12 protein-coding genes are annotated in these 13,070 nt (G+C 58.8%); 10 read left to right on the top strand and 2 right to left on the bottom strand.

The genetic code is table 11. The features are described 5' to 3' along the window. The first annotated feature begins 58 nt into the window (after positions 1-58). The 8 genes from EXE47_RS16110 to EXE47_RS16075 all read left to right on the top strand — a co-directional run bounded on the left by EXE47_RS16110 (position 59) and on the right by EXE47_RS16075 (position 8,258). Positions 59-1,081: a glycerophosphodiester phosphodiesterase gene (locus EXE47_RS16110; protein ID WP_241997594.1), complete on the top strand. Its 1,023-nt coding sequence runs from the start codon at positions 59-61 to the stop codon at positions 1,079-1,081. Between the two features lie 529 nt (positions 1,082-1,610). Further along, positions 1,611-2,825 carry an ABC transporter substrate-binding protein gene (locus EXE47_RS16105; protein ID WP_199237914.1) on the top strand — a complete coding sequence of 405 codons (1,215 nt, stop codon included), beginning with the start codon at positions 1,611-1,613 and terminating at the stop codon, positions 2,823-2,825. A gap of 1 nt (position 2,826) precedes the next feature. Further along, entirely contained in the window at positions 2,827-3,714 is an 888-nt protein-coding gene (locus tag EXE47_RS16100; RefSeq protein ID WP_049933170.1) for a carbohydrate ABC transporter permease, read from the top strand. Beyond that, positions 3,714-4,601 carry a carbohydrate ABC transporter permease gene (locus EXE47_RS16095; RefSeq protein ID WP_049933172.1) on the top strand — a complete coding sequence of 296 codons (888 nt, stop codon included), beginning with the start codon at positions 3,714-3,716 and terminating at the stop codon, positions 4,599-4,601. Before EXE47_RS16100 ends, EXE47_RS16095 begins: the two co-directional genes overlap by 1 nt. Beyond that, positions 4,598-5,749 carry an ABC transporter ATP-binding protein gene (locus tag EXE47_RS16090; RefSeq protein ID WP_137703847.1) on the top strand — a complete coding sequence of 384 codons (1,152 nt, stop codon included), beginning with the start codon at positions 4,598-4,600 and terminating at the stop codon, positions 5,747-5,749. Before EXE47_RS16095 ends, EXE47_RS16090 begins: the two co-directional genes overlap by 4 nt. Continuing rightward, the gene (locus EXE47_RS16085; RefSeq protein WP_049933176.1) at positions 5,746-6,417 is read left to right on the top strand and encodes an HAD family hydrolase; all 672 of its coding nucleotides are present in this window, start codon (positions 5,746-5,748) and stop codon (positions 6,415-6,417) included. The genes EXE47_RS16090 and EXE47_RS16085 overlap by 4 nt, the downstream gene beginning before the upstream one ends. Positions 6,418-6,442: 25 nt before the next feature. Then, a complete protein-coding gene (locus EXE47_RS16080) occupies positions 6,443-7,219 on the top strand; it encodes a sugar phosphate isomerase/epimerase (RefSeq protein WP_137703846.1) in 777 nt (258 codons plus the stop codon). 214 nt (positions 7,220-7,433) lie between these two features. Beyond that, a complete protein-coding gene (locus EXE47_RS16075) occupies positions 7,434-8,258 on the top strand; it encodes an IS5 family transposase (RefSeq protein WP_089309009.1) in 825 nt (274 codons plus the stop codon). A 643-nt stretch (positions 8,259-8,901) separates the two neighbouring features. On the opposite strand, the gene EXE47_RS19395 is transcribed toward EXE47_RS16075, so the two are convergent. Then, the gene (locus tag EXE47_RS19395; RefSeq protein WP_137703859.1) at positions 8,902-9,252 is read right to left on the bottom strand and encodes a PAS domain-containing protein; all 351 of its coding nucleotides are present in this window, start codon (positions 9,250-9,252) and stop codon (positions 8,902-8,904) included. A 1,634-nt stretch (positions 9,253-10,886) separates the two neighbouring features. Beyond that, the gene (locus EXE47_RS16060) at positions 10,887-11,369 is read right to left on the bottom strand and encodes a hypothetical protein (RefSeq protein ID WP_199237913.1); all 483 of its coding nucleotides are present in this window, start codon (positions 11,367-11,369) and stop codon (positions 10,887-10,889) included. A gap of 556 nt (positions 11,370-11,925) precedes the next feature. Here EXE47_RS16060 and EXE47_RS16055 point away from each other — a divergent pair. Together EXE47_RS16055 and EXE47_RS16050 are read left to right on the top strand one after the other, a co-directional pair. Beyond that, a complete protein-coding gene (locus EXE47_RS16055; RefSeq protein ID WP_049933527.1) occupies positions 11,926-12,243 on the top strand; it encodes a DUF6516 family protein in 318 nt (105 codons plus the stop codon). Positions 12,244-12,270: 27 nt separating this feature from the next. Beyond that, a complete protein-coding gene (locus EXE47_RS16050; RefSeq protein ID WP_049933529.1) occupies positions 12,271-12,687 on the top strand; it encodes a transcriptional regulator in 417 nt (138 codons plus the stop codon). The last annotated feature ends 383 nt before the right edge of the window (positions 12,688-13,070 follow it).

Here is a 13,070-nt window from a genome sequence, read left to right as displayed (position 1 = left end):
TCGCCATCTTCCAGAACTGTTCGCAGTCGAGACGCGACAACCGACGCACCGCCGTCGGGTGCTCAAGAGCACCGTTGGTATCACAACAGCGGGTGCGCTCGGGGCCGTGTACACCGACGGTGGGGTGGAACCCGAGGGCACTAACGAGACGAGTGACGCAACAGCCACGCAACGTCGGGACAGCGGGGCCGGTCCGGCAGACGCCACTCCACCCGGTGAACTCACGCTCATCGCGCACCGTGGCTTCGCGGGAGAGAACCCAGAAAACACCGTCACCGCTGCTCAAGCGGCGGCAAGCGAGAGCAGATCGACGGATGACGAGGGAACGACGACCCGCCAAGCCGATGTTATCGAGATCGACGTCGTTCCGACAGCCGACGACGACGTGGTCGTGTTTCACGACAACAACTTAGCAGGACGCAACGGCGGTGAGCGCGGACTCACGGACGAGACGGGCGTCGTCTGGGAAACCGAGACGATGACCGTCACTGGTGCGGAGGTACTCCGGAGCGGCGACACGGTACCGCGCCTGTCAACGCTCCTCGAAGCCGTCCCTCCCGAGGTCGGAGTCAACGTAGAATTGAAAAACCCCGGCCGGTACGACCTGCGGTTCGACGAGAAACTCTCTCCGGACGCGCTTGCTGACCGCAGAGTTGCTTGGCAGCCATTCGTAGACCGAGTTGTCGACATACTCGACGCTCACGACAACGAGTTTCTTTGTTCGTCATTCTGTGAGGGTGCGCTGGCCGCGACGCGCGACACGTCATCGTATCCGGTCGCTCCTATCGTCTACGAGTCGGTTGGCGACGGACTCGCTATCGCTCGGGCACACGACGCCGCAGCGATCCACGCTCCGATGAAGGTAATATTCGGAACTCCGTTCCACGATCCGGCGGTCACCGCCGGCGTGGACCTCGTCGCCGAGGCGCACGCGGACGGACGTGAGGTGAACGTGTGGACAGTCGATACGTGGTATCAGGCCAGTCGGCTTGCCGCCGCCGGCGTCGACGGCATCGCCGCCGACTACTCCGGTCTGCTCCCCGCTTCCGGTGAGACGTCTGCCGGAGACACGCAGTCCTGAGCACGACGCGAGCGGCCGGTCGACGGAGACCAGGTGTGAGCGCGCCGACGCGGCCCCACTTCTGTTAGCGGCGTCCTTCGATCGACTCTTGTTCGTCCGCCGTCGATTCTCGTCGATTAAGTCTTCGTGGCCACGACGAGTTAGTGTGCGGCGGTGTCGATGAGGTCGTCTCAGCGACATTTCTCAAAATACCCCAGAACTCTCTGGATCGGTATGTACAGGTACGTATTGAGGCCGAAGTAATTGTAGCAGTGCTTACCATTCACTACTAATCATTTCAAATATTATAAAATCTTAATATGAAACTAATATACCTCGATGTGTGGTCAATTCGAACGGCTCACACAGTGGTCGGCGTAGATTTCTTCAAACAACCGGTGCGGCCACAGTCGGCCTTGCTTCCGCTGGATGTCTAGGAGCAACATCAGGGGGTTCAGACGGCGCTGATGGCTCGGACGGCTCGTCCAGTTCCACGAATAGTGCGAGCTCCGAAAGCAGCGGTGAGACGACTATCACTTGGTGGCACGCGATGGGGGGAAACCTCGGCGACACGGTCGACGCGCTCGCGGCCGATTTCAATGAGCAGTCCTCCGGTGTGACGGTCGAAACAAGCTACAAGGGAAGCTATGACGAGACGCTGAACGCGGTCACCTCAGCGATCGGCGCAGGCGAAGCGCCGGAGCTGGCACAGATCGTCGACCTCGGGAGTCGCCTCGCGATCGACAGCGGTGCGTTCGTCCCGATGGAGGAGGCGCTTCCGAGCGACCGGATCGACTGGTCAGACTTTCAGGACCCAGTCATCGACTACTACTCGTTCGACGACACTGTGTATTCGATGCCGTTCAACTCCTCGAACCCGATCTTCTACTACAACAAGGACATGTTCGAGGAGGCCGGGCTCAATCCCGAATCGCCGCCATCGACGTTAGCCGAGATCCGTGAGGTGAGCGAGACGATCGTCGATCAGGGGATCGCGGAGCAGGGAATCACCTTCGCTAACGTCTCATGGTTCCCTGAGCAGTGGTTCGCGGAAGCGAACGTCCCGCTTGTGAACGAAGAGAACGGTCGTGCGGGGGACCCGACTGAAATCAACCTGGATACCGACACGGCTGACCGGGTGTTTGGCTGGTGGGCCGACATGCATGCCGACGGCCTGTACAACCATGCCGGCGTCGGCAACTGGGGCGCGGCACAACAGGCGTTCCTCAACGGACAGACGGCGATGTGGATCTCGTCCACGGCCGGCGTTGCTTCGGCGACGGCGGGAGCCGAAGAGAACGGATTCGAACTCGGGACGGGGTACTACCCGACGGTCGGCGACACACGCACCGGCGTCGTAATCGGGGGCGCATCGCTGTGGATGACCCGCGGTCTGTCCGAAGAAAAACGGCAGGGACTCACCGACTTCCTCCTCTGGCTGGCCGAGCCAGAGCAGCAGGCGTTCTGGCACCAGAACACCGGCTACTTCCCGATCAGTGACAGCGCCGTCGAGTACCTCGAAGAAGACGGCTGGTTCGACGAGAACCCCAACTTCCAGACCGCGTTCGACCAGCTTCAGGAGACGGAACAGACCGTCGCGACACAGGGCTGGCAAGCCGGACCCGCCTCGGAAGTCCGAACGATAATTCAGGACGGCTACGTCAGCATGATCAACTCTGACGTCACCGTCGAGTCGAAACTCGAGGAGATGAAGACGGAGGCCGACGACGTTCTCCAGAGCTACATCCAGAGCAAAGGCAACTGAAATGGGCGTACACGAGAACACGTACGATAGTTCGCTGGGGGCGTACCTCCTGCTACTACCGACACTGGCGGCGATCATCGCGTTCCTGTACTACCCGTCGCTACAGACGCTCCGGTTCAGCTTCTTCCAGACGTTTCTGTTCGGTCAGAACACCCGGTTCGTCGGACTGACGAACTTCACCGACCTGTTGGGGTCGCAGGTGTACCTCACGAGCGTCGGACTAACAATGGCGTTCGCGGTGATCGTCGTTATCGGATCGCTCGCTGTCGGCCTCCTGGTCGCGTTCCTGTTGTACGAGGTCAGCGACGGAAAGGCCGCGTACCTGATCGCCGCGATTTGGCCGTACGCACTACCGACAGCCGTCGCAGGAACGGTCCTGCTGTTCCTCGCGCACCCGAGCGTTGGTATCTACACGCACTACCTTGAGGCATGGTTCGGCATCGAACTCGACTGGTTCACCGTCGGGTGGCAGGGGTTCGCCGTCGTCACGGTGGCGGCGATCTGGAAACAGGTCGGGTACAACGTGATATTCATGCTCGCCGCATTGAACAACGTGCCTGAGTCGCTCAACGAGGCGTGTCGGCTCGACGGAATCGAAACGTGGCGTCGACTGGTGCGCGTGTACCTTCCGCTCATGTCGCCCACGTTGGTGTTCTTGGTCGTGATCAACACGATCTACGCGTTTTTCGGCAGCTTCGCCCTGATCGACCTAATGACGCAGGGGGGACCGACGAACGCCACCAACCTGATGATATATCAGTTGTACCGTGACGCCTTCCAGTTCAACAACCTCGGTCTCGCATCCGCGCAGTCCGTGATCCTGTTCGTGCTCGTGGCGGGACTCACGTTCGTCCAACTGCGCGTCTCAGACCGCTACGCACACTACTAATGTCACTCGACACTAACGACATCGCGACTGACGTTCGAGAGCGCGGACCGCTGTCGGCGATAGCCGACACACAGGTACTCCCGGCGCAGTGGCGCGTCCATCTCGGCCTCATCACTTCCGTCTTAGTGATGGCCTCGCCGCTCCTGCTCGCGTTCGTAATGAGTACCCAGACCGTTCCCGAAGTGTACGATATCACCGACATCAGTGTTGGCACCGACGGGCTGGCAAACTACGCCGAGGTGTTCACCAGGTACGGAATGGCATCGTACATGTTCAACTCCTTAGTGATGTCTATCGTTGTCACCGTCGCGAAGATCGCCGTGAGCCTCCTCGCCGCGGTCGCGCTCGTTTTCTACGACTTCCGGTTCAAGAACGCGATCTTCTTTCTGATCCTGTTCACGCTGATGTTCCCCGTCCCGGTACGAATCGTCCCCCTATACGAGATGATGGCCGCACTGGGGTGGACGAACACGCTGTTGGCGCTTACCGGCCCGTACGTCGCGAGCGCGACCGCTGTGTTCCTCCTCCGCCAGCACTTCATGTCGATCCCCGATTCGCTCGTCGAGTCGGCCAAAGTCGACGGCGTCGGTCCGCTCCGCTTCCTCTGGAAAGTGCTGATCCCGATGTCTCGGGGGATGATAAGCGGTCTCAGCGTGATCACATTCATCTACGCGTGGAACCAGTACCTGTGGCCGCTGATCGTCGTCTCTGATCAGAGCAAACAGGTCGTACAGGTCGGCATGAAATACCTCCAGTCGGTTGGCAACGCCGGCCAGACTGACTGGGGGCTCATCATGGCGGGCGCCGTGTTGACGCTGTTGCCGCCGCTGCTGGCGCTCATCGTCTTCCGAGGCCCGCTGCTGGAAACCTTCGGACTATCAGAATGACCGGAATCACAACGACAGACCTGGTGAAGCGCTTCGAAGATGTCACCGCCGTTGGCGGTGTCGACCTCAACGTCAAAGACGGCGAGTTCCTCGTCTTGGTCGGTCCGTCGGGGTGCGGGAAGTCGACTACGCTCCGACTGCTCGCGGGCCTCGAGTCTCCGACGAAAGGTTCCATCGAGATCGCCGACGAGGTCGCGACGACCGTATCGCCCGCCGCGCGCGACGTCGCAATGGTGTTCCAGAACTACGCGCTGTACCCGCATATGACCGCTCGAGAGAACATGACGTTCGGTCTCGGAACGGCCACCGATTTCACCGACGACGAGGTGGCAGAGCGGGTCGCAGACGCGGCCGAGATCCTCGACATCGAAGACCTCCTTGACAGGACTCCGTCAGCGCTTTCCGGGGGCGAACAACAGCGCGTGGCCATCGGGCGGGCGCTCGTTCGCGATCCGGAGGTGTTCCTAATGGACGAGCCGCTCAGCAACCTCGACGCGAAACTCCGCGTCCAGATGCGTGCTGAACTCGCCGAACTCCACGAGCAGCTTCGCACGACGACGCTGTACGTCACACACGACCAGGTCGAAGCGATGACACTCGGCGATCGGGTCGCGGTCATGTACGACGGCGAGATTCAGCAGGTCGCACCGCCACAGCGGCTGTACGATGCGCCGGCGACTCGGTTTGTCGCCGAGTTCATCGGTAGTCCGGGTATGAACACCGTCGAGGGAGTGCTCGAACGGCGTGGAGATTCCGTCCACGTGACGTGGGGCGAGAACAGCGTTCCGTTGCCGAGTCCGGTCTCCGACTCTGTGACATCTCACGCGGGAGACCGTGTGGTTCTGGGGGTCCGGCCCGAGGACCTGTCACAAGAGATGAACGGCCCGCTCAGCATGGATGTCACCGTCACCGAACCGCTCGGTGATTCGCTGTTGACCCGGGGCACAGTCGGTGACACCGAGATGGAAGTGAGCCTTCCGCCGCGGTCGGCGGTCGAAGTCGGTGACGTGCTGTCGTTGACCGCCGATCCCGAACGGCTCCACTTGTTTGACCCCGAGGCCGGGGGCGCGTTCTATCACTCCGCCGAGAACGTCGCCTCGGAGTCGACCGACCAGCCCGCGCACGAGGCCCAGTGGAACACGACATGAGTCGGGTCGAAACGCAGTACAACGCGATCGTCTTCGACAACGACGGCGTCCTCACCTATCCGACGGACGAGTCGGTCCTGACGGAAGCGTCGCAGCGGGCGTTCGCGGCGTTCGATGTCGACCCGACACCGAGCGACGTCCGGTCGCTCGTCGACGATCTCTCGGTGGAAACGGTGCGCAGGCTTGCCAAGCGGTACGAAGTTGACGCTGACGCGTTCTGGCGTCGTCACGAGACGGAACGCACAGCCCGCCAGTTGGCGGCGATCCGAGACGGTGAGAAGCCGCTCTACGACGATGTCGAGACGCTCGCCGATCTCGCGGTCCCGACGGCGATCGTGAGCAACAACCAGCACGCGACAATCGAACACATCGTCGCGGAGTTCGGTCTGGAGGCGATGTTCGAAGCGTACTACGGTCGAGAGCCGTCGCTTCGCGGACTGGAACGTCGCAAGCCGGACCCGTCGTATCTTGAGGCGGCGCTCGACGAGTTGGGCGTCGAATCGGCGTTGTACGTCGGTGACAGCCGTGTCGACGTGGCGGCGGCTCGCGCGGCTGGCGTCGACGCCGCGTTCGTGAACCGACCGCATCGCCGCGGGTATCGTCTCGATATCCGGCCGACGTATCGCCTCGATAGCCTCGCCGAGCTCGCGAGCCTTCCCACGAAGTAATTCACGGTCCGCTACCCAAATCAATATGAATCCGCGAATCGGTTTCGTCACCGCAGTCGCATCGGAACTGGAACCGCAGTTGCGCTTCGCCGGGAACAGCGAGTTCGACTACGTCGAGATACTCATGGACGGGCCTCACAGCCGCGAGCGTCTCACGTCGAATCGCGGGACGATTCGGCAGATACTGGACGATCACGGCCTCGGCCTACTCGTTCACCTTCCGTTCCCGACAGACATCGGATCGCCTTACGAGTCCGTCCGCAGCGGTGCCGTCGAAACGCAGTCGGCCTGTATCGATGCCGCGGCCGAACTGGGGGCAGAAAAGGCCGTTCTCCACCCAGAGTCCTCCGCATGGTCAGTCGCGTGGGACGACGCGGAGCTCCGCGAGTACATCAACGAATCAGTCAGCAAACTGAACGCGTACGGTAACTCACGTCACGTCGAAATCTGTGCCGAGAACATATTCGGAAGCCCGTACACTATCGAACACATCGACGGATTGCTCGCCGCGACGGACACCTCGCTGACGCTCGATACGGGCCACGCTCGGGTAACCGGTCACGACCCGACGGAGACAGCCGCGTTCGTCGCTGACCACGCCGACCGCATCTCGCACGTTCACCTGAACGACACCCGTCGGCCGGCGGACGAACACCTCCCGTTCGGTGCCGGGAACCTCGACTTCGGGCCTATCTTCGAGGCGTTCCCCACCGACTGGCACGGGACGCTCTCGCTGGAAGTCGGGACGCAGTCACTCGACTACCTCCGTGAGTCGCGCTCTCAGTTGGAGCGGTATCTCTAGACATCATTGAGAATATCTCATCGGTTGAAGTTTTTAATAGAGCCTGAATCCTACACGCACACGCGGTTCAGGGTTGAGGCCTCGCGTTAAGTTTGACGTGGATTGTGGTAGACGGCGAAGGCTTCGAGCCAGTTTTGAGTGCTGTGTTGAATAGCGATCTAATCAGCTGTTATCACGGAGCAGAAGGACGAAGCCGAGGAAATCGATTCTGTCCATGGAAGTCGATCTCCTCGACTTCGTTGAGCAGTGTCGTCGCCTAGTCAAACAAGCGTTGGGAAAGCACGCGGGCGAGCCCGCCAGCGGCGGGTTCGCCCGCTGGAAACACGTTGTGCTACACTGCCTTCGGCTCGAAGACGGCCACAGCTACCGAGAAACGCCGAATCGGCTGAAATACATGGCCGAGATTTGTGACGCACTCGGCTTAGATCCAGACGATCTCCCAGACTACAGCACGATCTACAAATCGTTTGATCGGCTGAAAATGTGGGTATGGCGGGCGCTGCTGCGCGTTTCCGCGCAGCAGCACCCGCAGTCTGGCCACGCTGCGCTCGACAGCACGTTCTTCGACCGCCGACGTGCGTCATCGTACTTTCGTCAGCGGGCAGGACGGACGATACAGACGCTAAAAGTGACGACATTGACTGATGTGGAATCGCTTGCTGTGCTTGATGTTCACATCGCAGCTCGGTGGAAGCATGATACGAAGACTGGACCGCAGGTCGTCCGCCGAAACGCGGACGACCTGCAGTCCGTCGCCGCCGACAACGGCTTCCAAGACTGGCATACCGAGTACGAAATCGCCGCATATGACGTTGAGTACCTTGTTCATTACCGCGGCTCCTCAGCGAAAGCAGCCGCGAACAACGCGCTCAACCGAGCAAATGGCTACTCTCAGCGGTGGATGGCTGAAACATCCTACTCGACAACGAAGCGCTCGCTCGGCGATGCCGTGCGAGCGCTGGGCTGGTATCGGCAGTTCCGTGAAATCGTCTTGATGTTCGCCATCACCAACATAGAACCACTGTGTGAGCCGCTGTAACCGTGACTCAGCATCTATTCAACACAGCAGTTTTGAGCGGTCTCTAACGCGCATTGCTGAAACTATTCGCAAACGATGATGTTCGTCGTTCTATCCCAGCCATATCAATCAACTTCTGACTGTGCTCCGAGACTGTTTCAGCGGTGTTCACAACATCGGGGCCAGTTGTCTGTTGTTCAATCAGCTCTGTACTCCACTTCACAACGCTCATCGTATTCTTTATGTTATAGAGGCTAGAAGGTGAATACACACGCCTTCAGGCGGGTGATGAAGCCGACATAGTGGGAAGCAATCCACTAGCCGAACGTCTGTACCGAGTTTCACAGACAGAGATTTAACTGACAGGCCGCTCTATGGAGAGCTAAGAATCGGTCGGAACGGAGCGGATTCCGAACCGTCCTTCGGAGGCGGCCTGTCCGGCCGCGTAACGAGGCAGTATCTGAAAGGCCAGTCGGTGAACGCCATATCCTCGAAGGGTGTGTCTGTGCCGACGGCTCAAAGCAAACCAGACGATACCCCCAAGTCCGTTGACGCTTGCCGGCGTCCCCGTGGCAAAAACAACACTGGGACGCCGTACACGGTTGAGGATAGGGGTAACGGCCAGTTGGCATGGCCAGCAGTCCACCAGTCCGACACTGTGGGACTACCCGTGCCCGAAAGGGCTGGTAGTCCACTGACTGGACTGTAAACCTGAAACTCCCACCGCTCGGGATTCCTCCGCGTTTACGCGGAGGAGGATGTCAAGACGGAGCACCCGGTCAGGAACCTGAAGTTGCTGCTCACGTTGTCTAACCTCGGTAAGATCATGAACCGACCCCACTACACCGGTAACCGCTCCATCGTCGTCCCACAACGGCGAAAGAACAGCCCGAACGAAGCGCTGTCGTTCACCCGTAGCGGCCTCAGTTTCGAGTTCCAAAACAACTGATTCTCTATCCAGCGCTTGTTTTATTGCGGGTTCAATCTTCTCAGCAGTACTTTTTTCTGCTCTGATGGGATGACAGCCTGCTAAGTCCCCAGGGTGCGTAAATAGGTACTGGGGTGGTCAAAGGCCGATGATTCAACAGCGTCTCAGAACGCGTGGCTCTGATTGGCCTACGTGCCAAGGAAGCACCATCATGGGAGGCCGCCCGGATGCTAGCGGCATCCGGGCGGCGAGCCCGAATAGGTGTTGCTCCATTTACGCACATACCACCCATCAGCGCAGCAGCTCGTATCGATCTTCCAGATGCTCGACCGCATGGAGGAATCTGATCCACAAGAGGTGAGTTACTGAGGGCCGCCGAGCCGGCGGCCCTCATCGGCCGGTCGCAGCGGCCGTCAGCTACAGCTATAGCATTCACGTTTTGACCGCCTGCCGGACGATTCCTGAGCTATCACCGTGACTGCTTGCGATTTCTCTCCATGGACACGATCGGGTCGATCTTGACGAAAAATATAGTATTGCAGACGTGGTTTGTTGCGCTAGCAGGCTTTCATGGGTGTTGAATAGCGGTGTTGACCGAGGAGGTCAAAATTTGAGTCGGTTTGTTAACGGTTGACGCTAGTGGTCTCAAGATCGGCATCGTCTCACCATGGCTCAGAGGTCGCTATTCAACAGAGCAGTATTCAGCAATTCTATAACTTACCTTCCCGCATGGGACATCCGATCTGACCAGTCGAGTCCCACTATTTCGTGGGACGGCGTCACACAAATACAGCTTTATGTTTTGAGTAGTATTTGGAATAGTGCCTTTGTTGACTCCTGTATGGTGTTCACTGGACAGGTGTATTCCATTCCAGATGACTCGGGTTGTCGTAATTACATCCAGCGGATAACGGGGGTGACACAGGTCAATGTAGCGGCGTGAGCTCCTCGGCTCTGTCGGGGCAATTAGTACAGTTGGTCTGGCTGGGTGTAGCTCCGTAATCGGCTCGGGTGACCCAGCGGAACGGGCACACACTGTGAGCGTGTATTTAGGTGATCGTGAACTCACTCGTGAGGTCACCGTCACGGTCACCAGTGAAGGCGGGTCTACGCTGTTCAAAAGCGAATACACTCTCTCAAATAGTAATGAAGCTGATGAGGACGCTACATTCCCCGCATCGGATGAGCCCGATACCGTCGTCGTGACAGTTGATGGGACTCGGTTTGAACGTGACTGGCCAGGGTTTGAACACCCGGATCTCCCGTGTGATGACCCAAACCACGCAGGGATCGAAATTTGGATCGAGGAAAGCGATGGCGGATCGCCGGCGATCCGATTAGAAGTGAACTGTCAGTCCGTAACGATGGACGGACAACCTGCCTGAGAGTCCCCGCCCGCGTCAGTCGTGATGTTTCGAATGAAGCCGCCTTGGCGAGTTCCCGGCATAGAGCGTGTAATCAGCACAAGAATTCGTTATTATTCCAAATGGGGCCCTGACTCATTCGAGAGAACGTGTCTACATCATGGGTGAGTAGCTTGGGACATTACTGATGAATCAGCCGGTTCAATTAACCGTATGACAAGTTTTTATAAGACAAAGATATATTATTATTTATCTGAACCTCTAGCATCACCATCTAATAGGGAGATCCAGGCTTGTTGAAATCCTCAGAAAGTGACATATCTGAGCTGGGTTCTATCCGTACAGGCTGTTCAGTAATCAAGCCGACCGCATGCGCATCGCTATCCATCTGACGACGGACCCCACAACGTAGCCGGTTGTTCCGACGATGACCGCAAGCGCCAGCCCAAAATTAACACTTGTTTCGAGTCCTCCAAGTAATTCGGCGCGGGCAGATCCGTATGCAAACCCCAGCATTCTCGGCGAGGTGTACCGGCCTGCCCCCATCCACTCACCAGAGAGATAACCGACGAGTGGTGGAAAGGCGTACCCCCAGAGGCTAATCAGCCAGAGTGTGCCGACGGTTGGGACTAAGCCCGCACCGAAGATCCCCGCAATGACGGCAGTTCCCGGAACGATCACAAGCCAGCCCCAGAAATCATAGAGGCGAACACCCACACCGAGGAGGAACGCGACAGACGCGAGACCCAAGAGACCGACAACAGAACCGATAACAGCCCAACAAGGAAGACGGTCACCGAAGAGGTGCCTCCGGACCCGACCACCGTCGAGATGTTCCATACCTGTTGTTTTCCTACCGTATTGTTAGTTGTTGGCCGAGTAAGCACTCTTCAGTGACCAGCTGTTTCAGACGGTAATATGTCTAAAAAAGAGATTTCAGCATCTTCAGGTCCAATTTCACCTCGATAACGGGGTCTTCATTTCGAAGGCGGTGTACGTCGAGCTACCCATGCTAGTTTGAGTTTCCGAGTTTGTTAATGAAGTCGGAAGCTCAAATGGCTAAGCGGCGCAATTAGCGCTACGAGCTACTTAAATAGATGAGCGAACCGGCGGATTCGGAAACTCAAAGCGAGCAACCCGTGTCTGGCTTACGCCCGAGCAGGTGGTTTCACACAGTCGAAATAGCATTACTGTGTCTTAGCAACGATTGATACTGTGGCATCCCCTCTGGGAAGATTGGGTTTCGGGAGCGGTGTGGGGTCGCCGCCCCCTACCCAGTAATGAGATGGCCCGTAGCGTCGATCGGACCGTGGTGGCGAACCTCGAGCGGTTTGTGTTCAGTGTTGGACTTCTGCCCAACGCTTATAGCGTTGGCCGGTGTCCCAACAGATGAGAGATGGCCCGGAAACCGCTGTTCCAGTACACCCACATCGAGGCCGGTCTCGTCGAGAACGTCGTGCTTCGGCCGACCGACGACACCGAGACGTACCCCTCGGGCTGGAAGTACACGCTCCATCTGGGCACTCTCGACGACCTCACGCTCGTCCGATACGACAACTCCCACGAGGACACGAAGGGCCACGAACACCACACCGCAGCCGGTGACCTCGACGACGTCGAGTTCCCCGGAATGGAGGACCGGCTTGTCGAGTTCTGGGCGAGCGCGGACGAGTACTGGGACGCCGTCGGCGGCGATCCGCCCCGGCCGCACTGATCGAACACCACCCGACACACCCCGACCATGACCACACTCCACATCACCGTCGATGACCGAGAACAGCTCCGTCAGGACGCGCTCCAGTTCGTCCAAGACGTCGAGGCCGACAATCTCGACGATCAGGATGGAACAGCAACGCTCCAGTTCGGCACCTACGACGACTTCGTCGACAGTCTCACGCCGCTGCGCCTCGAGCTCATTCGGGCGATCGCGGAAGAGGTGCCCGAGAGCATGCGCGAGGCAGCGCGTCTCGTCGAGCGTGACGTGTCCGACGTCCACTCGGACCTGAAGCAGCTGGAAGTACTGGGGATCCTCACGCTCGAAGAGGGCGGGCCCAGCGGTGCGATTCAACCCGTCGTTCCGTTCGACCGCATCGAGGTCCACATCGACTACCCGCTCATCGATAGCGGAGATGCCGATGGTACACCCGCGAGCGCGTAGTCACCACCCACCGCTCTCGGAGTGTTGTAAGGTTCTCTCAGAGTAGGCTGTACTGAGCGATCCGGCCTACTCGAATTGGGAGATGATTCCGTGTGAGATACGCGCTCTGTATTCAGCACGGCGTCAGCGAACTATCAGCGACCACGGATTTCAATAAAGCCGTCTCTGGGTGTGTTAGAATCCGGTATTTGTCTACCGATACGCCCCGATTCAATCCCAAATCGACGCCTTGCCACCCCGGTCCTACATGCTTTCTTGCCCTGTTGAACGCAAGACTGCGTCGGGGTAGGGTCAATAACTCACGGTTTCACAGCGTCAAAGAGCGGTTCTTGCGCTCAGAAGATGCAGTAACTGCCGCTGGCGGTGGTCGTCAAAGGGTCAAA

The organism is Halorubrum sp. GN12_10-3_MGM (assembly GCF_005435235.1).
GTDB classification, from domain to species: Archaea; Halobacteriota; Halobacteria; order Halobacteriales; family Haloferacaceae; genus Halorubrum; species Halorubrum ezzemoulense.
Note: the sequence above shows the minus strand (reverse complement) of the source record. Positions and strands in the feature narration are given on the sequence as shown.